Source organism: Microbacter sp. GSS18 (assembly GCA_029319145.1).
In the GTDB taxonomy this organism is placed as follows: Bacteria; Actinomycetota; Actinomycetes; order Actinomycetales; family Microbacteriaceae; genus Microbacterium.
Genome location: CP119753.1, coordinates 2,453,020 through 2,473,967, shown reverse-complemented (window position 1 = coordinate 2,473,967; position 20,948 = coordinate 2,453,020). Strand labels below are relative to the sequence as shown.

Annotated in this window: 20 protein-coding genes; 4 read left to right on the top strand and 16 right to left on the bottom strand. The window is 73.5% G+C overall.

All coding sequences use genetic code 11. From position 1 onward, the window contains the following. Positions 1-81 precede the first annotated feature (81 nt). The 7 genes from P0L94_11365 to galT all read right to left on the bottom strand — a co-directional run bounded on the left by P0L94_11365 (position 82) and on the right by galT (position 6,057). Positions 82-834 carry an ABC transporter permease gene (locus P0L94_11365; protein ID WES63052.1) on the bottom strand — a complete coding sequence of 251 codons (753 nt, stop codon included), beginning with the start codon at positions 832-834 and terminating at the stop codon, positions 82-84. Beyond that, positions 831-1,547 (bottom strand): ABC transporter ATP-binding protein, encoded by a 717-nt coding sequence (locus P0L94_11360; protein WES63051.1) that lies wholly within the window; start codon positions 1,545-1,547, stop codon positions 831-833. The genes P0L94_11365 and P0L94_11360 overlap by 4 nt, the downstream gene beginning before the upstream one ends. Continuing rightward, positions 1,544-2,119 (bottom strand): helix-turn-helix domain containing protein, encoded by a 576-nt coding sequence (locus tag P0L94_11355; protein ID WES63050.1) that lies wholly within the window; start codon positions 2,117-2,119, stop codon positions 1,544-1,546. Before P0L94_11355 ends, P0L94_11360 begins: the two co-directional genes overlap by 4 nt. Before the next feature lie 11 nt (positions 2,120-2,130). Further along, entirely contained in the window at positions 2,131-2,763 is a 633-nt protein-coding gene (locus tag P0L94_11350; protein WES63049.1) for a YdcF family protein, read from the bottom strand. Between the two features lie 5 nt (positions 2,764-2,768). After that, positions 2,769-3,605, bottom strand: a complete 837-nt coding sequence (locus P0L94_11345) for an alpha/beta hydrolase (GenBank protein ID WES63048.1) — start codon at positions 3,603-3,605, stop codon at positions 2,769-2,771. A gap of 110 nt (positions 3,606-3,715) precedes the next feature. Beyond that, positions 3,716-4,888: a galactokinase gene (gene galK, locus P0L94_11340; GenBank protein ID WES63047.1), complete on the bottom strand. Its 1,173-nt coding sequence runs from the start codon at positions 4,886-4,888 to the stop codon at positions 3,716-3,718. After that, complete coding sequence (galT, locus tag P0L94_11335) at positions 4,885-6,057, bottom strand: galactose-1-phosphate uridylyltransferase (protein WES66321.1); 1,173 nt, start codon at positions 6,055-6,057, stop codon at positions 4,885-4,887. The genes galK and galT overlap by 4 nt, the downstream gene beginning before the upstream one ends. 104 nt (positions 6,058-6,161) lie before the next feature. Between galT and P0L94_11330 the strand changes: the two genes are divergently transcribed. The 3 genes from P0L94_11330 to P0L94_11320 all read left to right on the top strand — a co-directional run bounded on the left by P0L94_11330 (position 6,162) and on the right by P0L94_11320 (position 9,754). Beyond that, positions 6,162-7,148, top strand: a complete 987-nt coding sequence (locus tag P0L94_11330; protein ID WES63046.1) for a substrate-binding domain-containing protein — start codon at positions 6,162-6,164, stop codon at positions 7,146-7,148. A 63-nt stretch (positions 7,149-7,211) separates the two neighbouring features. Beyond that, positions 7,212-8,189, top strand: a complete 978-nt coding sequence (gene galE, locus P0L94_11325) for a UDP-glucose 4-epimerase GalE (GenBank protein WES63045.1) — start codon at positions 7,212-7,214, stop codon at positions 8,187-8,189. Positions 8,190-8,629: 440 nt separating this feature from the next. Then, on the top strand, positions 8,630-9,754 hold the full coding sequence (locus P0L94_11320) for a glycerate kinase (GenBank protein WES63044.1): 1,125 nt from the start codon (positions 8,630-8,632) through the stop codon (positions 9,752-9,754). A 311-nt stretch (positions 9,755-10,065) separates the two neighbouring features. Here P0L94_11320 and P0L94_11315 read toward each other — a convergent pair whose 3' ends face one another. The 8 genes from P0L94_11315 to P0L94_11280 form a co-directional block, all read right to left on the bottom strand. After that, entirely contained in the window at positions 10,066-11,511 is a 1,446-nt protein-coding gene (locus tag P0L94_11315; GenBank protein ID WES63043.1) for an aldehyde dehydrogenase (NADP(+)), read from the bottom strand. Between the two features lie 107 nt (positions 11,512-11,618). After that, a complete protein-coding gene (locus P0L94_11310; protein ID WES63042.1) occupies positions 11,619-12,695 on the bottom strand; it encodes a mandelate racemase/muconate lactonizing enzyme family protein in 1,077 nt (358 codons plus the stop codon). Next, entirely contained in the window at positions 12,692-13,591 is a 900-nt protein-coding gene (locus tag P0L94_11305) for a 5-dehydro-4-deoxyglucarate dehydratase (GenBank protein ID WES63041.1), read from the bottom strand. The genes P0L94_11310 and P0L94_11305 overlap by 4 nt, the downstream gene beginning before the upstream one ends. Then, positions 13,588-14,535, bottom strand: a complete 948-nt coding sequence (locus P0L94_11300; protein WES63040.1) for an NAD(P)-dependent oxidoreductase — start codon at positions 14,533-14,535, stop codon at positions 13,588-13,590. Before P0L94_11300 ends, P0L94_11305 begins: the two co-directional genes overlap by 4 nt. Then, entirely contained in the window at positions 14,532-15,881 is a 1,350-nt protein-coding gene (locus P0L94_11295; protein ID WES63039.1) for a Gfo/Idh/MocA family oxidoreductase, read from the bottom strand. The genes P0L94_11300 and P0L94_11295 overlap by 4 nt, the downstream gene beginning before the upstream one ends. Before the next feature lie 320 nt (positions 15,882-16,201). Continuing rightward, positions 16,202-17,200 carry a LacI family DNA-binding transcriptional regulator gene (locus tag P0L94_11290; GenBank protein ID WES63038.1) on the bottom strand — a complete coding sequence of 333 codons (999 nt, stop codon included), beginning with the start codon at positions 17,198-17,200 and terminating at the stop codon, positions 16,202-16,204. Positions 17,201-17,258: 58 nt separating this feature from the next. Further along, positions 17,259-18,296, bottom strand: a complete 1,038-nt coding sequence (locus P0L94_11285) for a LacI family DNA-binding transcriptional regulator (GenBank protein WES63037.1) — start codon at positions 18,294-18,296, stop codon at positions 17,259-17,261. 321 nt (positions 18,297-18,617) lie between these two features. Then, positions 18,618-19,499 (bottom strand): sugar phosphate isomerase/epimerase, encoded by an 882-nt coding sequence (locus P0L94_11280; GenBank protein WES63036.1) that lies wholly within the window; start codon positions 19,497-19,499, stop codon positions 18,618-18,620. A gap of 18 nt (positions 19,500-19,517) precedes the next feature. Here P0L94_11280 and P0L94_11275 point away from each other — a divergent pair, with 18 nt between their 5' ends. Further along, positions 19,518-19,649 (top strand): hypothetical protein, encoded by a 132-nt coding sequence (locus P0L94_11275; protein ID WES63035.1) that lies wholly within the window; start codon positions 19,518-19,520, stop codon positions 19,647-19,649. Positions 19,650-19,730: 81 nt separating this feature from the next. On the opposite strand, the gene P0L94_11270 is transcribed toward P0L94_11275, so the two are convergent. Continuing rightward, positions 19,731-20,948 carry a dihydrodipicolinate synthase family protein gene (locus tag P0L94_11270; protein ID WES63034.1) on the bottom strand — a complete coding sequence of 406 codons (1,218 nt, stop codon included), beginning with the start codon at positions 20,946-20,948 and terminating at the stop codon, positions 19,731-19,733.

Genomic DNA, 20,948 nt, shown 5'->3' with positions numbered 1-20,948 from the left:
GAGGTGGCGGTCTTGGTCGCATCCGGACGACGGATTCGGCAGGGGCCGCCACCTTCTCGTCTCGGCTGGCGCGCGGTCGTCTCAGCGGTCGAGCTGCAGGCGATGCCACCACCACACCGTGCCCGCGGCGCACAGGGCCACGAACGCGAGCGTCACCGTCAATTGCACGCCGGACACCGCCGCTCCGGCCGAGATCGCCCACAGTGCGGGGGCTGCCAGCGGCATCCACCCGTCCGCCCCCGCGACCACCCCCACCTGGGCGACCACGACCAGCCCGATCGCGACGCTGACGCCGCCCAGCAGCGACCGGGCCGCGGTCGCGACCCACGCGGCCGGCACGGCGAGTCCCGCGCTGAACAGGCCGAGGGCGATCTGCCGCCCGGCGCCGGCCCAGGCCGCGGCGTCCGGCACCCCGAACCCGGCGATCAGGCCGAGCGCGAGGAGGGCGCCGGCGAGGAGGGTGCCGACCGCCGCCGCCCACAGGGCGAACACGATCAGCTTGGCCGCCGCGATCGCGCCTCGGCCGACCGGCAGGGCGAACAGGCCGGTGATCGTGCCGTCCCCGAATTCGCGGCCGAACAGCCACGCGGCGACGACGCCGAACGCCAGCAGGCCGCCGGCCGACGTGATCTGCGCCGCCGTGCTCCACAGTCCCGCCCATGTCAGGCTCGCATCGGGGCCGAGCTTCGCCACGAGCTGCGGGTCGCCGGCGGCGAGGGCGAGCAGCATGCCGCCGCACAGTGCGAGGATGCCCGCGACGATCGCCGCGCTTCCGATCAGCCCGACCCTCGAGCGGACGAGCTTCATGGCCTCGACCCGCACTGCCGCGTTCATCCGCGAACCGTCCGCTGCGCGTCGTCGGCCCGCACGTGCTCGAAGAACACGCGCTCGAGCTCGGGCTCGCCCGGTGTGAGCTCGCCGATGAGCCGTCCGCCGTTCATCACGACGATCCGGTGCGCGATGCGCGACACCTCGTCGAGATGGTGACTGCTCACCAGCACGGCGGCGCCGGCATCCGCCCGTTCGATCAGCGCGTCGCGCAGCACCAGCACGCCGGCCGGGTCCAGGGCGTTCGTGGGCTCGTCGAGGACGAGCAGATCGGGATCGTGCTGCAGCGCCGCGGCGAGGCCGACGCGCTGGCGGTTGCCGAGCGAGAGACGCCGCGTGCGGCGGTCGGCGTACGCCCGCAGAAGCCAGCGGTCGAGTGACTTTGCGACGCACGCGGGGTCGGCTCCCCGCAGTCGTGCCGACGCCTCGAGATTCTGTGTCGCGGTCAGTTCGGGGTAGGTGAGCGGCATCTCGACGAGGTGTCCCACACGCGCCCAGGCCGCCGCGGGAGCGCGGCCGATCGGATGCCCGAGCACGCGGACGTCGCCGGCGTCGGGTCGAAGCATGCCCAGGGCGAGTCGCATCAGCGTGGTCTTGCCGGCGCCGTTGAGGCCGACGAGCGCGACGATCTCGCCCGCGCCCACCGTCAGCTCGAGGTCGAACACGCCTGCGCCGCCGCGGAAGACGCGGGAGGCGCCGCACAGCTCCAGGCCGGTCATGGCGTCCGCCCCCCGGGCGTGCCGGCGACGCCGGCGTCGAGGGTGCGCAGCGCTCGGGCGATCGTCTCGCCGGGGTCGGCGGCGTCGGTCGTCGCCCAGTCCAGCAGCGCGGCGGTGAGGCCGGCGATCACGGCGGCGGCCACGACGACCGCCTCGATGCGGTCGGCTCCGCGCGATCGGAGCGCGGCGGCGATCGCCCGCTCGGACTCGTGGCTGCGGTGCGCGATGACGCCGCGCAACGCCTCGCTGGATGCCACGATGCGCAGCTGCTCGCGCATCGCCGCGGCCTCGGGTGGCGCGACGGCCTCCCACGCGTCGCGCACACCGCGCGTCGTCGCGGCGAGCGGCGGCTCGTCGGCGGGCCGCGCCGCGACGGCGGCGGCCATCAGCGGGTCATACGGGTCGTCGACGACGAGCGCGTCCTTCGTGGGGAAGTGGCGGAACAGCGTCATCTCGCTGACGCCCGCGCGCTCGGCGATCGCAGCCGTCGTCGCGCCGGCGTAGCCGCGCTCGGCGAACAGCTCCAGTGCGGCGGTCAGCAGCGCTTCACGGGTGCGCTCTGTCTTGCTCACAGCACAAAATGTTAGTCACTAACATTCGGTCTGTCCAGATCATGGGCGCGCTCGTCCGCGAGGCTCCCGGCCACCCAGTCGTAGAACGTCAGGGCGAGTCGGAACGGGCCGAGCTCGAGCGGCACGAAGTCGCGCGTGCGGACCAGCCGCGGTACGAGGTCCGGATCCGCCTCGCGCAGGTAGCGACGTGCGCGGAGCGCATGATGCGTGTTCGAGGCGATGCGGATGGTGCGGGCGGCGCGCAGCCAGGGGAGCGCGTTGACGATGTTCTCGCGCGTCGACCGCGCGCGTGTCTCACGCACGATCCGGTCGGCCGGCAGCCCGAGCCGCTCGCCGAACTCGGCCATGATGTCGGCCTCCGCGCGTTCGCCGTGCACCGCCGCACCCGAGAACACGAACACGGCGCCGGGCGGTGCCGATCGTGCCGCGATGCGCGTCCGCCACCGCTGCAGGAAGCTCGGCCGTCCGTCGGCGCGGGGCGGGTAGCCGAGCACGAGGACGACGTCCTCCCCGCCTTCGCCCGGCGACGCCGCAGGCGGGTACTCCGCGCGCGAAGCGCGCCACGCTCCCCACTCGCCCCACGCCAGCAGAGCCGCGCCCGCGGCGGCGGCGCCCACCAGCACGAGGAGCGGAAGCCGGCGCATGCGGCTCAGCCGAAGAGGAAGGCCAGAAGCGCCTCGTTGACCTCGGCGGCGTGCGTGCGCAGCATCCCGTGCGGCGCTCCTTCGATCTCGACATAGGTCGCCGCCGGCAGGAGCGTGCGGAAGCGGCGTGCTGTCGCGTCGATCGGCAGGATGCTGTCCGCGGTGCCGTGGACGATGAGGGTCGGGACGTCGATCTGGGCGATGTCCTCTCGGTAGTCCGTCGGCCAGCTCAGCGGCGTCGTCGCGATCGCGATGTTGCCTGCGCGGTTCGCGATCTGGACGCTGGCGGCGAGCGCCTCGGGCGAGATGCGCGTCCCGAGGTTCTCGTCGAGGTTGTAGAAGTCGCGGAAGAACTGCGTCAGGAACGCGTAGCGGTCCTCGCGCAGCGCCTGGGCGAGGCCGTCGAAGAACTCCTGCGGTCCGGCGCCGTCGGGATTGTCGTCGGTGATCAGCAGATACGGCTCGACCGAGCCGAGGAAGACCGCCTTGGCGACACGTGCGTCGCCGTAGCGCGACAGGTACCGGGCGACCTCACCGGTGCCCATCGAGAAGCCGACCAGGACGACGTCGCTCAGGTCGAGGTCCTCCATGAGGGCGTGGAGGTCCGCCGTGAACGTGTCGACGTCGTAGCCGCCGGCGGTCTTGGTGGACTCCCCGAATCCGCGACGGTCGTAGGCGATGACGCGGAACCCGGCCTCCAGCAGCGCCGACTGCTGGCGATCCCAGCTCTCGCCGTTCAGCGGGAAGCCGTGGATGAGCACGACCGGCTGGCCGGAGCCCATGTCGGTGTAGTGGAGATCGACGTCGACCGAGTTCTCGGTCCCGACGGTGATGTGGGCCACCTTCGCTCCTTCCGGTGCGCGGGCGGATGCCGCGCTCCCCGAACGACGCTAGGACGCCCGGTCGCCGTCCGCCAGGGGTGGTGCGTTCGGCGCCCCGCCGTCGGAGGCGATCAGTCCCGGTGCGCGCCCGCGGACGGCGTCACCGTGAACTGCGTCGGTGGGGCGAAGCCCCGCTCTGCGAACGCGGCGGACACGGCATCCGCCACGGCATCGACGTTCGCGCGCTCCACGAGCGCGATGGCTGCGCCGCCGAAGCCGCCGCCGGTCATCCGGGCGCCGACCGCACCGGCGGCCAGGGCTGTGTCGACGGCGGTGTCGAGCTCGGGGACCGAGATCTCGAAGTCGTCGCGCATCGACGCGTGCGACGCCACGAGGAGCCCGCCGATCGCGCCGGGGCCCTCTTCCTTCAGCACGCGCACGGTGTCGAGCACGCGCTGGTTCTCGGTGACGATGTGCCGCACGCGGCGGAAGGTGACGTCGTCCATGAGGCCGCGTGCACGGTCGAGGTCGCCGACGCCGACATCGCGCAGGGCCGGGACCCCCATGATCGCGGCGCCCCGCTCGCACGCCTCGCGGCGCTCGCGGTAGCCGCCGGTCGAGTGCGAGTGCTTGACGCCGGTGTCCATGACCAGCAGTTCGAGGCCCGCGGCGGCGAACCCGAGGTCCACGACCTGCGCGTCCAGAGAGCGGCAGTCGAGGAAGATGGCGGCATCGGGCCGGCCGAGGTTGCTCGCCATCTGGTCCATGATCCCGGTCGGGGCGCCGACCGCGTCGTTCTCGGCCGTGCGGCCGACGCGGGCGCGCGCGACGAGGTCGAGGTCGAGGCTCCACAGGTCGTCGAGCGCGGCGGCCGTGGCGCCCTCGATGGCGGCCGACGATGACAGGCCAGCACCGACCGGGACGTCGGAGGCGAAGGTGAGGTCGATGCCCGGGACGTCCGCGGCGTCGCGGCCGGCGGCCGCCAGAGCCGCCCACGCGACACCGAGCGGGTAGCGCGCCCACTCGACGATCTCGTCGCGGCGCTGGGGGAAGATCGCGTCGAGCTCGGCGACGGCGACGTCGACGGCTGCCTCGTCGAAGGTCGACGCCACGCGGATGACGGCGTCCTCGCGCGGAGCGGCGGCGACCCAGGTGCGGTGCTGGATCGCGAACGGCAGAACGAACCCGTCGTTGTAGTCGGTGTGCTCGCCGATGAGGTTCACGCGTCCCGGAGCCGACCACGTGCCGGTCGGCTCGGCCCCGGTGAGCTCCGCGAACAGGGAGCGGGCGGCGGAAGCGGTCATTCGGTCACCTCGGGGATGGAGTCGACGGCGGCGCGCAGGCGCTCGGCGGCCGTCTCGGGCGGGACGTCGCCGATCCACGCGCCCATCGCGGCTTCGGATCCGGCGAGGTACTTCAGCTTGTCGGCCGCGCGGCGCGGCGACGTGATCTGGAGGTTCAGGCGGACGGCGTCACGGCCGGTGTGGACGGGGGCCTGGTGCCACGCCGCGATGTACGGAGTGGGGGTGTCGTAGAGCGCGTCGATGCCGCGCAGCAGTCGCAGGTAGAGCGGCGCGAGCTCGTCGCGCTCGGCATCCGTCGTCTCGGTGAAGTCGGCCACGTGACGGTGGGGGAGCACGTGGACCTCGAGCGGCCAGCGTGCGGCGAACGGCACGAACGCGGTCCAGTGCTCGCCGGCGAGGAGCACCCGCTCGGATGCCCGTTCGAACTCGAGGATGCGGGCGAACATGTCGTCGCCCTGCTGCTCGATCGACCGCAGCAGGCTCGTCGTGCGCGGCGTGATGTACGGGTAGGAGTAGATCTGGCCGTGCGGGTGGGGGAGCGTGACCCCGATGGCCTCGCCCCGGTTCTCGAACGGGAAGACCTGCTGCACGCCCGGCAGCGCCGACAGTGCGGCGGTGCGGTCGGCCCACGCCTCGATGACGGTGCGGGCACGCGTGCGGGACTGGGTTCCGAAGGATCCGGCATGCTCGGGACTGAAGCACACGACCTCGCAGCGGCCGACCGAAGTGCGGGTGCGGCCGAGCCCGGGGGCGTCGAGATCGGCGAGATCCCGTGGGGCGTCGGTCGCCGCGGGGGCGTCGCCGTGTGCCTCGGCGAGGGCGGGGCCGAACGAGGGGGACTTGTTCTCGAAGACCGCGACGTCGTAGCGGGACGGGATCTCGGACGGGTTGGTCTCGGTCTGCGGCGCGAGCGGATCCAGGTGCGCCGGCGGGAGGAACGCGCGGTTCTGGCGGGCCGCCGCGACCGAGATCCAGTCGCCGGTCAGCACGTCGCGCCGCATCGTGGCGGTCGTCGGGCGGGGGTCGAGCGTGCGGGCGTCGACGCCCCGCTCGGGGCCGAGCGTCGTGCCCGGGTCGTCGTAGTAGATCAGCTCACGGCCGTCGGCGAGGCGCGTGGCGCGCTTGACGACGCCCGCGCCGAGGGTCTCGGGTGTCTGGAACTCCATCATGTTCACGTAAACACGGTAACCTATGAGGCATGGTAACGTCAACATGTCCGGATCCGTGGAGTTCTGCACGGGTGGACCGGGCGCGGCCGGAAGAGGGGATTCGGATGCCGGGACGACGAGTGTCGATGGCGGATGTCGCTGCGGCGGCGGGGGTATCGGGTCAGACCGTGTCGCGCGTCGTCAACGCGAGCCCCAACGTCGACCCGGCCACGCGGGAGCGCGTCGAGGCGGCGATGGCTGAGCTCGGCTACCGCCCGCACCGCGCCGCACGGGCGCTGCGCACCGGCCGGTCGCACACGATCGGCTTGGTCGCCTCGACGCTCGCGACGGTCGGGAACTTCCGGATGCTGCAGGCGGTCGTCGACGCGGCGACCGCCCGCGGCTACGCGGTGGCCGTGGTGACGGCATCCGGATCCGACGCGCTCGCCGCGGCGTTCGAGCAGCTGCGCGACCAGGGCGCGGACGGTGCGGTGGTGCTCAACGAGGCGACCGCGCTCGCCGCCGGATCGGCGTCGCCGGCGGGGCTCCATCTGGTCGTGGTGGATGCCGAAGCCGATGAGCGCTTCACGATCGTCCAGTCCGACCACGCCGGCGGCGCACGCCGGGCGGTCGAGCATCTGCTCGGCCTCGGGCATCGCACCGTCCACCACATCTCGGGGCCGGTGACCTCGTTCGCCGCGGCGGAGCGCGAGCGCGGCTGGCGCGAGGCGCTGGCGGGCGCCGGCGCGCCGGTTCCCGAGCCGCTTCGCGGCGACTGGTCCTCGTCATCCGGATACGCGCTGGGGACTCTGCTGCCTGCGGAGGCCACGGCGGTCTTCGTCGCCAACGACCAGATGGCGCTGGGCGTCCTGCGCGCCCTTGCCGAGGGCGGCCGCGACGTGCCCGGCGCCGTGAGCGTCGTCGGGTTCGACGACGTCGCGGACGCCGCGGACTACCGGCCGCCGCTGACCACGCTGCGCCAGGACTTCCCGGCGCTCGGTGAGCGGGCGTTCGCCGCACTGGTCGACGGCCTCGAGAACGGCGCCGCGCGCGGCACCGTGATCGTGCCCACGCAACTGATCGAGCGGTCGAGCACGGCCGCTCCGCACTGACCAAGACGCGCGGCCTCACATCCGCGACAATTGATCCGAACCGTTCCACCCCCGAGGAGTTCCATGTCCTGGCTCGTGACCGGAGGCGCCGGCTACATCGGCGCCCACATCGTCCGCGCACTCTCGGCCGCCGGGCTCTCGCCCGTCGTGCTGGACGACCTCTCGAGCGGCCACGAGGACTTCGTGCCCGCGGGCGTCCCGTTCGTGCGCGGCTCCATCCTCGATCGCTCCCTGGTGGAGCAGGCCCTCACGGAGCACGGCGTCACCGGAGTGATCCACGTCGCCGGCTACAAGTACGCCGGCGTCTCGGTGAAGCGCCCGCTTCACACGTACGCGCAGAACGTCGAGGGCACCCGCGTCGTGCTCGAGGCGATGGAGGTGGCCGGTGTCGCGAACATCGTCTTCTCCTCGTCCGCGGCCGTGTACGGCACGCCCGACGTGCCTCTCGTCACCGAGGACCTGCCGAAGCGTCCCGCTTCTCCGTACGGCGAGTCCAAGCTCATCGGCGAGTGGCTGATCCGCGACCAGGCTGTCGCGACCGCCGAGTCCGCCGCACCGCTGCGCCACACGTCGCTGCGCTACTTCAACGTCGTCGGCTCCGGCGACCCGACGGTCTACGACACCAGCCCTCACAACCTCTTCCCGCTCGTGTTCGAGGCACTCATCGATGGCCGTACGCCGAAGATCTTCGGCGACGACTACGACACCCCCGACGGCACGAACATGCGCGACTACGTCCACGTCGCCGACATCGCGGCCGCCCACGTGGTCGCCGCGCAGCGCCTCGAGGCCGGCGACCCGATCGAAGCCGCCTACAACCTGGGCTCGCAGAACGGGCTCAGCGTGAGGCAGATCATGGACGCGATGGTGCGCGTCACGGGCATCGACTTCACGCCCGAGGTGTCGGCTCGCCGCCCCGGCGACCCCGACCGTATCGTCGCGACCGGCGACCTCGCCGCACGCGACCTCGACTGGGCCAACCGCTACACCGTCGATCAGATGGTCCGCACCGGCTGGGAGGCCCGCCGGGCGGCGGGCTGAGCCCAGCGCGCGGACGGCGCTCGGCCCCGGCGGGCGGCCCCGGCGGGCGGACCCGGCGGCCGGCGACGGCGGGCGGCCCCAGCGCGCGGACGGCGCTCGGCCCCGGCGGCCGGCGCCGGCGGGCGGCGCTGGCGGGCTGACCCGGTGGGCTGACCCGGTGGGCTGACCCGGTGGGCGGCCCTTGGGTGGACCCGGTGGGCGGCGCTGGCGGGCTGGCCCTTGGGTGGACCCGGTGGGCGGCGCCGGTGGGCCGGTGGGCTGACCCGGTGGGCGGGCCCGGCGGGCGGATCCGACGCTCGGCCCCGACGCTCGGCCCCGACGCTCGGCCCTGGCGCGCGGAGGGCGCACGGCGCCGGCGGCCGGACCAGCGACTGCTCATGGAGATTCCTGCACATTCAGCAGGGATAGCGCTTTCCCAATGAATCCGCGACAATGGTCCCATGCCCCAGACGGTCGTGATCGCCCCCGACAGCTTCAAGGGATCGATCCCCGCGGCCGCGGCGGCCGCGGCGATCGCCGACGGATGGCGATCGGCGGATGCCGACATCGAACCGCGGGTGCTGCCCATGGCCGACGGCGGCGAGGGCACGCTCGACGCGTTCGCGGCGGCCGTTCCGGGCGCCGTCCGGATGCCGCTGACGGTGACGGGCCCGTCCGGCGATCCCGTCGAGGCCTCGTGGCTGCTGCTGCCGGCGACGCCCGAGGCGTCGCGCGGGACCGCGGTGGTCGAACTCGCCTCGACCAGCGGCATCGAGCTGCTCGGCACACCCCCGCGGCTGCGTCCGCTCGACGCCGACACGACGGGGTTCGGCCAGACGATCGCCGCGGCGCTCGCGCACGGCGTGAGCCGCCTCGTGCTCGGCATCGGCTCGAGCGCGTCGACAGACGGCGGCGCGGGGATGCTGACCGCTCTCGGGGCGAGGCTCTTCGACGCCGCGGGCGCTCCCGTGGCACCCGGCGGGCGCGGAATCGGCGACATCGCCACCGCTGACCTCGCCGGGCTGGCCGCGCTGCCGCCCGCGGGGGTCCAGGTGCTCAGCGACGTGACGAATCCTCTGCTGGGTGAGCGCGGCGCCGCAGCCGTCTTCGGCCCGCAGAAGGGCGCGACGCGCGACGACGTCCGCGCGCTGGATGAGTCGCTGCGGTCCTATGCCGCGCTGCTCCCGGCAGACCCCTCTGCTCCCGGCGCCGGCGCGGCCGGCGGTACCGGCTTCGGCCTGCTGGCGTGGGGAGCGCGGCTTGTGCCCGGGTCGACGGCGGTGGCCGAGCTGATCGGTCTGCGGGACGCCGTCGCCGGCGCCGTGCTGGTCGTCACCGGCGAGGGCTCATACGACGGCCAATCAGCCGCCGGGAAGGTGCCCGCGCACGTCGCGGCCCTCGCCGCCGGCGCGGATGTTCCGGTCGCGCTCGTCGCCGGACGCATCGCGCCGGATGCCGACATCTCGGCGTTCGCCGCATCCGTCTCTCTCACCGAACTCGCCGGTTCGCCCGCCGAGGCGATGGCCGATCCCGCCCGTTGGCTGCGCGAGGCCGGCGCCGCGCTGGCGCGCCGCACCCGCCGCTGATCCCGCCGGGCGGTAGTTGGGGTCAGCCGGCCCACGGCTGATCCAGCCCTCTCGTAGCGGCCGCGTCAGGCATCCATGTCCCACTCTTGGTCGCCTGCCGCCCCGCCGGGCGGCCAGAAGTGGGACATGAAGTAGCAGCGGCACCCGGTGACTGCCTGAGTGCTGCTGGTATGTCCCGTTTCTGGTCGCCTGCGCCCCCGCCGGACGGCCAGAAGTGGGACACGGCCCCCAGGCCGAAGACCCCCAGGCCGAAGACCCTAGGCCGAAGGCGGCAAGGCCGAAGCCCCTAGGCCGAAGGCGGCGGCGCCGGGCTACGGCACCCGCAACACGCCGTTGCGGCGGTGGGGGAGCGTCTCGAGGGCGGCGTCGCACAGCACGTCGGGGAGCAGACGCTCGGGGGCGTCCTGGAACACGACGGGGCGCAGGAACCGGCGGATCGCCGTCGCGCCGACGGACGTGTGCAGCGACGTCGTGGCCGGCCAGGGTCCGCCGTGGTGCTGCGACCATGTGACGGCCACGCCGGTCGGCCAGCCGGCGAACAGCACGCGTCCGGCGCGGCGCTCGAGGACGGCCAGCACGTCGGCGACATCGTCCGAATCCTCGGAGTGCAGGGTCGCCGTCAGCGAACCAGGGACGGCGCGCAGCGCCGTGAGCAGATCGGCCTGGTCGTCGTAGCGCACCAGCAGCGTGACCGGGCCGAAGCACTCCTCGAGCAGCGTGCCGGGGCGCTGCGCCACCGCCGGGGCATCCGTCGTCAAGACGACCGGCCGGGCCGAGCCCTCGGCCGCGGGCGCCCCATAGCCGAGGACCTCGACGGACGGGTCGGCCTCGAGATGCCCGATGCCGACCGGGAACGCGTCCGTGATGCGGTCGGTGAGCAGAGGCCCGCCGGCGGCGTCCGTGACGTGGGCGGCAACGAGGTCCTCGAACCCGGCCCCGCGCGGGACGAACACGACGCCCGGCTTCGTGCAGAACTGCCCGACGCCGAGCGTGAACGACCCGACGAGGCCCTGCGCGAGGGCGTCGCCGCGCGCTGCCAGCGCGGCCGGCGTGATGACGACGGGGTTCACCGACCCGAGCTCGCCGTAGAACGGGATCGGGTCGGGACGGCCGGACGCCAGGTCGAACAGCGCGCGCCCGCCGGCGACCGAGCCGGTGAACCCGGCGGCCTGGACGAGCGGATGCTGCACGAGCGCGTTGCCGGCCTCGCGTCCGGCGACCAACGCGAACGAGCCCTCGGGGGCGCCGGCGCCGACGAGCGCCTCGGACACCAGCTGCGCCGTGCGCTCGGACAGTCGCGGATGACCCGAGTGGGCCTTGACGATCACCGGGTTGCCGGCCGCCAGCGCCGACGCGGTGTCGCCGCCGGCGACCGAGAACGCGAACGGGAAGTTCGATGCCGAGAACACCGCGACCGGCCCGACGCCGGTGAGCATGCGGCGAAGCTCCGGACGCGGCGGTGTGGCCGAGGTATCCGCATCGTCGACGGTGAGCTCGAGGTACGAGCCCTCCTCGACGACCGCGGCGAACAGGCGAAGCTGCCCGGTCGTGCGGGCGACCTCGCCGCGCAGGCGGACGGGGCCCAGGCGCGTCTCCTCGTCGGCGATCGCGACGAGCTCGTCGACGTGCGCGTCGAGCGTGTCGGCCGCGGCGCGCAGCCACGCCGCGCGCATGCCGGCGCTCGCCGCCCGCCAAACGGGCGCCGCCGCCTCTGCGGCCTCGGCGAACTGCTGGATCTGCTGCTGACTGGTCGTCATGTCTGCGGTCCCTTTCTTGTCGTCACCGTGGGACAGCACCTGAACCGGTGCCGAACCGGTGCTGTATCGCGGTGACGTCATGACTGTGGGTGTGGGGGAGGAGGGGGTCAGGAGAAGCGGATGCCGAGGCCGACGTGGGGCCGCTCGGTGAGGCGGCCGTCGGCGATCGCGATGGGCGAGGCGTCGTCGAGGGCGCCGAGCGCGCCGAACCCGGCGTCCTCGACATCCTCGGCCATGGGCTCGCCGGCGCCCGCGGCGACCGGCAGGGTCAGCGCGAGCTGGCCCGAGAGCTCGGGCAGCAGGTGCGGATGCAGCGTCGCGCCGTGATCGACCGCCACCTGCGCGATGCGGCGGAACGGCGTGATGCCGCCGACGCGCACGATGTTCGGCTGGACGACGTGCGCCGCGCCGGCGCGCAGGAACTCAGCGAACCGGTAGGCGGTGTGCACGTTCTCGCCCAGGGCGATGGGCGTGTCGATGCGGTGGGCGAGCGCGACGTGCCCGGCGAGGTCGTCGGCGCGCAGCGGCTCCTCGATCCACGCGGGCGCGTACTCCTGCAGCGCGCGCACCGAGGTGACGGCGCGATCGAGGTCCCATCGCTGGTTCGCGTCGATCATGAGCGCGCGGTCTGGGCCGAGCACCTCGCGCACCGCGGCGACGCGATCGAGGTCCTCGGCGAGGTCGGGCTTGCCGACCTTGATCTTGACGGCGTCGAACCCGGCGTCGACCCACCGCCGTATCTGGGCCACCAGCTCGTCGAGCGTGTAGTGCAGGTTCACGCCCGAGCCGTAGGCGGCCACCGACGTGCGGCGGCGGCCGAGCAGCTCCGAGACCGCGACATCCCGCGCGCGGGCCTCGGCATCCCACAGCGCCAGGTCGAGCCCGGCCAGCGCGATCGTCGTGATGCCCCCGCCGCCCGCCTCGTGCAGGTGCTGCCACGCCGGCTGCCACAGGGTCTCGGGGTCTGCCGGACGCCCCACGGCGAAGGCCGTGATGTCGTGCGCGAGCAGCGCATGGACGGACTCGGCGCCGATCTGCGGCGTCCACGAGAAGCCCCAGCCCTCGGCGCCGTCCGAGCGCACGACATGCGTCGCGATCACGCCGACCGACGTGACGTCGGCCCCCCACGGCCGCGTCAGCGGGACCCGGATGAGGCGCGTGTCGAACGCGGCGATCGTCGTCACAGCAGCGCCCGCCCGGCCTCGAGGATGCCGGTCAGCTTCGCCTCCTGCTCGGGGGACGGGTCGATCAGCGGGGCCCGCACCGACCCCACGGGAAGACCCGACAGGCGCAGACCCGCTTTGATGAGCGACACCCCGAAGCCCGGCGTCTCGTCGCGCAGGGCGACGAGCGGCGTGTAGAAGCCGTCGAGCAGCGCTGTGCGGCGCTCCTCGTCGCCGTCGACGTACGCGCGGTAGTACGCGGCCGCGACCTCGGGGATCATCGCGAAGGCCGCCGACGAGTACAGCGGCATGCCGATGCCGCGGTAGGCTGCCTGCGACAGCTCGGCGGTGAGCAGGCCGTTGAAGAACGCGAAGTCGTCGCGCCCCTCGGCGGCGACCGCGCGCACGATCTGCTGCGCGACAGCGAGGTCGCCGGTGCCATCCTTGAAGCCGACGACCTTCGGATTGCGCGCCAGGCGCCGCATCGACTCGACCGAGTACTGCGCGTTGGCGCGGTGGTAGACGACCACGGGCAGGGGGGATGCCGCCGCCACGGCCTCGATGTACGCGACGAGCCCGCGCTGGGGTCCGCCCACGAGGTAGGGCGGGAGGACCAGCAGGGCGTCGGCGCCGGCATCCGCCGCGGCGCGCGCCAGCTCGATCGCCTGGCCGAGCGGGCCGCCGGTGCCGGCGACGACCGGGATGCGCCCGGCGACGGTCTCGGTCGCGGCGCTCACGACCTGGGCGACCTCCGCCGCCGACAGCGCGTGGAATTCTCCCGTGCCGCACGCGGGGAATATGCCTCCGGGTGCATGGGCCAGCGACGTCTCGACGTGGGTGCCCAGCAGGTCGAGGTCGACGCGGCCGGCGGCGTCGAAAGGCGTCACCGGGAAGAAGAGGATGCCGTCGAAGTTCACGCCGGGACGTCCTTTCGGGTCGTGATGGCGGGGGCGGGGTCGGTCCCCAACTCCCCGAGTTCGCCGCGCCACGTGCGGCTCGGCCGCCAGCCGAGCATGCGCCGGGCCTTCGCGTTCGAGAACGCCGGGGCCGTCCCGGTGAGAACGGACGCGATGTCGTCGCTGCCGGGGATGAAGCGCGGCATGAGGTCGGCGAGCGGCTCGCGTGCGAGCGCGTCGTCGGCGCCGACGAAGAACGTCTCGGCGTTCGGGATCTCGGGCAGGGCCTCGAGCAGTGTGTCGATGAATCCCGCGACGTCGCGTGCGTCGACGTAGTTGAACAGCGCCGGCGCCGACAGCGCGGGGTCGGCGAGGCGCTCGAGCACCGTGTGTCCCTGCTGCGTGGGGGCCCCGGCCCATTCCTCGGGGGCGATGACGTAGCACGGGCGGAACGCGGCGAACCGCGTCGCGTCGCCGGTCTGCCGCGCGAACATCGCGATCGTCTGTTCGGCGAGGTGCTTCGACAGCGCGTACGCGTTCCATGGCTTCGGCGGCGTCTGCTCGTCGAGGGGGAAGCGGTCGGGCAGCCAGCCCGTCGGTGCGCCGTAGCCGAGGACCGTGGGGCTCGAGGCGGTGACGATCTTCGGGATGCCGGCCGCGACGCCCGCGCCCACCGTGTTGAGGGCGAGCGCGGCGTTGGTGCGCAGGATCACGTCCTCGGGCGCGCTGAACGGAACCGCGATCGCGGCGAGGTGGACGAGGGCGTCGGCGCGCGCGTCGGACACGGCGCGCGCGGCGGCATCCGCGTCGGTCAGGTCGACGGCGACCTGCGCGATGTCGGCCAGCTCAGGGGCGTCCGAGACCGTCCGGTCGAGCGAGACGAGCTCGTGGCCGACGGCGGCGAGCCCCGCGACGAGGCTGCGGCCGAGGCGCCCCGCCCCGCCGGTGACGGCGATGCGGCTCACGCGCGCGCCTTCGCCGCGGCGTCCTCGGCGAGGAAGCGGATGCCGAGGTCGGCGGTCTCGACCGGGAGCCCGGTCGCCAGCGAGCGGTTGCCGGCGATGCCGACCGCGATCGCGCGGACACCGTCGCGCCAGTCGGCGGGGCGCGCGAGCGGATCCTCGCCCGGCCCCTCGAACACGTCGCGCAGCAGCAGCTGGTCGCCGCCGCCGTGGCCGCCGGCGAGGTTGGGGATCTCGACCTCGTACGCGGCCTCCCAGTGGCGCTGCACCAGCAGGCGCTCGCCCTCGGGGCGGAGAGACCCCGAAGCGCCGGCGTCCGTCGCGCTCGGGTCGAGAACGGGGTGCAGGCCCTCGTCGGCCAGGACGGCGCCGCGCTCGACGACGTCGAGTTCCACGCGGCCCTCCGTGCCGTTGACCGCGACGCGGTAGCCCTCCCACGGCGCGTGGGCGTTGAGCGAGTAGCTGAGCGTGGCGCCCGAGAGGTAGTCGACGACGAGGGCGAGGTTGTCCTCGATCGTGATGCCGTCGCTGAAGACGTCGAGGTCGCGCCGGTAGCCGTCGTGCTGCTCGGCGTCGAGGTACAGCGCTGTGAGGCGGGCGTCGTCGCGCAGGTCGAGCTCGAAGGCATCCGCTCCGTCGTGCGTGCCGCGCTCGGGGCGGCCCGTGATGCCGCGGGCAGCGGCGTTGTCGACACCGTAGAAGCGCAGGCCGCCGGAGGCGAACACGCGACGGGGAGCGGACCGGATCCACCAGTTGACGAGGTCGAAGTGGTGGCTGGACTTGTGGACGAGGAGCCCGCCGGAGTTCTTCTTCTCACGGTGCCAGCGGCGGAAGTAGTCGGCGCCGTGCTTGGTGTCGAGCATCCACGAGAAGTCGATGCTGGTGACCTCGCCGATCGTGCCGTCCTGGATGACCTGGCGCAGCGCGGAGTTGCGGGGGGAGTACCGGTAGTTGAAGGTGATGACGACCTCCCGGCCGGTGCGCTCGATCGCCTCCTCGATCGCCGCGGCGGACGGGCCGTCGATCGTGAGGGGCTTCTCGACGACGACGTCGGCGCCGGCATCGAGCGAGCGGACGATCAGTTCGGCATGCATGTCGTCGCGGGCGCAGATGATGACGCGGTCGACCTGCTCGTCGGCGATCATCGCCTCGAGGTCGTCGGGGCCGTGGACGGAGGGCGCCGGTGAGCCCGCGGCCGCCACGAGGTCGGCGTAGAACCGCGCGCGCACGGGGTTCGGCTCGCAGATCGCGACGAGGCTCGCAGTGTCGGAGTAGGGGCCGAGGATGGCGTCGACGTACATCTGGGCGCGGTGGCCGGCACCCACGAGCGCGTAGCGGCGGTGGCTCATGTCACTCCTTCAGGAAACGTTTTCTCACACTAGCACGGCGTGTGTTGCGGCGACCAGGGACAAGTCGCGCGCGACCGCCGGGTGCCCGGGTGTCGGATGCCGGATGCCGGATGCCGGATGGCGGATGCCGTGTGCCGGGTGCCCGGGTGCCCGGGTGCCAGGTTCCAGATGCCAGATGCCGATGCCGGATGCGGGGTGCCGGGTGCCGGATGCCGTGTGCCGGGCGCGGGGTGCGAGCCGCCGGGTGCCGGAACGCCGGGTCGGGGATCCGGGTCAACGCGTACCGGGCGGCGTGCCATGTGCCGGGCGTAGGCTCCGGGTCAGCGCGGCGCCGGGCCGGTGCTGCCGCGCACGACGAGTTCGGGGCGCAGCCACAGGGCGTCGCCGGGCGCTTCGCCGTCGAGCAGTCCGCGCATGCGCGTCCACGCCTGCGCGCCGAGCTCGGCCGCAGGAACCGCCGCGGTCGTGAGCGGCGGGGTCGTGTACCGGGCGAAGGGGATGTCGTCGAACCCGACCACCGACAGCTCGTCGGGGATGCGGCGACCGGCGGCCTGCGCGGCGCTCGACAGCCCCATCGCGACGAGGTCGTTGAAGGCCAGCGCGGCCGTCGCGCCGGACGCCAGGACCGCCGGCGCGGCAGCGGCGCCGCTGTCGAAGTCGACGCCGCACGGCAGCGTGTCCACGCGCATGTCGGGGTGTTCCCGCCGGAACGCGTCGATCGCCTCCAGGCGCGACGTGTTCGCGACGCTGCGGGCGATGCCGGCGAGGAACACGACCTGACGGTGCCCGAGTCCGTAGAGCAGATCGAGCTCGTCGCCGAGCGCGGTCCGGTAGTCGGCCCGGACCGCGGGGATCGCATCGGACGAGCGATTGACCAGCACGACGGGGTTCAGCCCGCCGACGAACGCGTCGAGTTCGGCCTGGGGCAGGCGCGGGGCACACAGGATGACGCCGTCGGTGCGACGTCGGGTGGTCTGGGCGAGCGCGCGCTCCTCGTCCACAGACTCCGCTGAGTCCGCGACGAGGACATGGTAGCCGTCCGCCGCGGCGGCGCGGCTGAGCCCGCGCAGGATCGCCTGGAAGGTCGGGTTGCCGAGGTCGGGGACCACGACCGCGATCGTCTGGGTACGGCCGAGCACCAGACTGCGTGCGACCGGGCTTGCGGTGTAGCGGAGCTCGGCGGCAGCCTCGCGGACGCGTGCGACCAGGGTGGGGTCTACCGTCGGGTTGCCGTTGAGGGCACGGGAGACCGTCGACAGCGACACGCCGGCGCGCGCGGCGACGTCGTTGATCGTCACGCCCTTGGGTGGCCGCGGCATCCGTGTCTCCTCGTCTTCCGCGGCCAGCATAGCCGCCAGGAAGCGCTTCCTCAGCCGGTCAGGCCCGCACGGGAGTGCTGCCGCGGACGACCACGTCGAGGGCGAGCGGGGGCTGCGAGGCATCCCAGTCCTCGTCGAGTACGGCGCGAAGGGCCCGGTAGCCGACCTCCTCGAGCGGGACGTGCACCGTCGTCAGGCCGGGGCGGATGTCGCGGCCGGTGGCGATGTCGTCGAAGCCCGCGACGGCGATGTCCGCGCCGACGAAACGGCCGGCTTCGCGGATCGCCGACATGATGCCGATCGCCACGACGTCGCTGATCCCGAAGATGAGCGTTCCGGCGGGGACATCGCGCTCGGTCAGCAGCTGCCGAGTCGCCTCGTAGCCCGCATCGCGCGTGAAGCCCGCGCGGACGATCTGACGCACGTTTCCGCCGCCCTCACCGAAGCCCTCGCTGAACCCGGCGATGCGGTCGTCCGAGGTGTGCACGCCTTCGCGGGCGCCGACGATGATCGCATCGCGGTAGCCCAGCGTGGTCAGGTGCCGGCCGAGCGCGCGCGAGCCGGTGCGGTTGTCGACGATGACCGAGCGGATGTCGCCCGCGACCGGTCCCAGGGCGACCACGCGCCCGCCCATCGCCGAGAAGGCGTCCAGTTCGGGCTCGAGCACGGCCGCTTCGGGGCCGTCGGTGCGCGAGGCGGCCAGGATCAGGCCGCGCGGGCGCTGACCGCGGAGGGCCCGGACGAGACGGGCCTCGCGCTGCGGGTCGCGCTCTGTGATCGCGATGGTCACGACCATGCCGGCCTCGTCGGCGCCGCGCGCCACCCCGGACGCGAGCTGGGCGAAGTACGGGTCGGCGATGTCGGCGACCAGCAGCGCGACGATAGCAGCGGTGCCGCGGGCCGTCGCCTGCGCGGACAGGTTGGCGGTGTAGCCGAGCTTCTCGGCCGCGGCCTCGACGCGCTCGCGGTAGCTGTCGGCGACCTTGCGGGTCGAGCCGTTGAGCACGCGGGATGCGGTCGCCAGCGACACGCCGGCCTCGCGTGCGACATCGTGCAGTGTCGCCGCGCCTCGGGTCGGTGTCGCGGACTCGCTCACAGCCTTGAGTCTAGGCTCTTGGCGCGCGAACCGCGCGACCGCAGCAAGCGCTTTCTTCCCGCGTCACGGACGCTCGCGGTGTCGGTTTCGCGGCGACGATCCGAGGCCGCGTCCCACCGGGCGGCGCGGTGCCCGGTGGGAGGCGCGCCGTGCCCGAACGCTGATCGCGGCCGCGCGGGGGCGGGCCGGTCCCGCGCACAACCCCGTGTCCGGAATAGGACGCGCGCCACGCCCGATCGCCGATCGCGGCCGCGCGGGGGCGGGCCGGTCCCGCGCATCACCCCCGTGTCCGGAACCGACCCGCGTCGCCGCGCCGCCCGGTCAGCCCGAGACGGCGGCGCGCAGGTACGGCGAGACCGCCGCGCCGAAGCCGGCCGCGGTCTCGCGCACGATGGTGTCGACGCCGCGCGACCAGATGTCGGCGTTGAAGATCTCGACCTCGATGTCGCGGTCGTAGCCGGTGGCCTCGACCGCCCGCGTGAGGGACGCGAAGTCGATCACGCCGTCGCCGGGGTAATGGCGGCTGAGCAGCACGTCCGCGGCGAGCGGGGTCTTCCAGTCGCACACCTGATACGTCGCGATGCGGCCCTCGTTGCCGGCGCGCGCGATCGAGGCGAGGACATCCGGATCCCACCAGATGTGGAAGGTGTCGACGGTGACGCCCACGACCTCGGGCTCGAAGTCGGCGGCGATGTCGAGGGCCTGGCCGAGTGTGGACACGATGCAGCGGTCGGACGCGTACATCGGATGCAGCGGCTCGATGGCCAGCTGCACGCCCGCCGCCTTCGCGTACGGGGCCAGCTCGCCGATCGCGTCGCGCACGCGCTCGCGCGCGCCGATCAGGTCGCGCGAGCCGTCGGGGAGACCCCCGGCGACGAGCACCAGCACCGGGAACGAGCCCGCGGCGCCGGCGTCGGCGAGCGTGGCCGCCTCGTCGATCGCCAGCCTGTTGTCGTCGATCGACGCGCGGCGCGCGGGGCCCTCGGGCATCGTGAAGAAGCCCGAGCGGCAGTGCGTCGAGAAGCGCAGCCCCGAGTCGGCGAGCATCGTCGCCGCCGTGGCGAGGCCGACCTCCTGCACGGGCTCGCGCCACAGGCCGATCGCCTGCACGCCGGCATCCGCGGTCGCGCGCAGCGCCTCGGCGAGGCTCGCGTGCTTGACGGTGCCCTGGTTGATGGACAGACGCGGGTCGGGGGTGCTCATCGCTCTCCTCGGTGATTCATGTCCCACTTCTGGCCGCTCACCGGCGCCGCAGCCGGCCAAAAGTGGGACATGCAGGAAGCGGCGGGTGCGGCGGGTGCGGCGGGTGCGGTGGCGGCGGTCATCGGCGGGCCCCGCCGGTGGTGGCGCTGAGGGTGTCCCACTTCTGGCCGCCCGGCGCGGGCGCGAGCGGCCAGAAGTGGGACGCGGATGCTGGGGGAGCCGGGCGCTCGCTCATGCGATGACCCCGGGGACGTCGATGCCGTTCAGGCGCAGCATGCCGTGCCAGCGGATGGCCGCGAGTTCGGGGTTCTCGAGGGCGCCCGAGGCGTTGGCGAGTTCGACGATGCGGGACAGGTGGGGCAGCGAGCGGGCCGAGTGCAGGCCTCCGACCATCTGGAAGGCGCGCTGGTGGCCGTTCAGCCACGACAGGAACGCGACGCCGGTCTTGTAGTAGAACGTCGGCGCGGCGAAGATCTGGCGGCTGAGCTCCTCGGTGGGGTCCAGGATCTCGAAGTAGCGGTCGGGGTCGTCGGCATCGAGCGCCTGGATCGCCGCAGACGCGACCGGCGTGATCGCCGCGAAGGCGCCCAGCAGCGCGTCGGAGTGCTGACGCGGGCTGTCGGGGCTGCGCTCGGGCTGGCGCGCCTGCGGCACGTCCTGCCCGCCGATGAGGCCGACGTAGTTGAAGTCGTCGCCGGTGAACATGCGCACGCCCTCGGGCAGGCGCTCGCGCACCGAGACCTCGGATGCCGCATCCAGCAGGCTCATCTTCACGCCCGCGATCCTGTCGGCGTTCTCGCCGATGATGTCGAGCAGGACCTCGGATGCCGTCTGCCAGTCGTCGGCGCCGAAGTAGCCCGCGAGCACCGGGTCGAACGCCGTGCCGAGCCAGTGGAGGACGACCGGGACCGTCGCGGACTGCAGCACCTCGCGGTACACGTGCCGGTAGTCGTCGGCGGATGCCGCGACGCGGGCCAGATGACGGGATGCCATCAGGACCGGTCCCGCACCCTGCTCCTCGGTGAAGTGCAGCTGCTGCTTGTAGGCGTCGATGACCTGGTCGAGCGAGATGTGCTCGTCGTCGACGTGGTCGGTGTTGACCCCGACGACCACCGATCCGCCCTCTTCGCGGGCGACCTGGGCCGAGCGCGCGATGAGGTCGCGCGTGGCCGCGGCATCAAGACCCATGTTCCGCTGGGCCGTGTCCATGGCGTCGGCGACGCCGAGGCCCCACGAGTACACCGCGCGACGGAAGTCGAGGGTCGCATCCCAGTCGACCTCGGCGGGCTGCCCGGGGGTGTTGTCGGCGTGGATCTTCGGGACCACGTGCGCAGCCGCGTACGCGACGCGACTGCGCAGGGGGCCTTGCGGCTTCGTGTACCCGGGGGCGTCGGCGAGGGCGACCCGTGCGGTCGCCCCCTCGGCTGACAGCAGCGTGAGGTGGCTCAT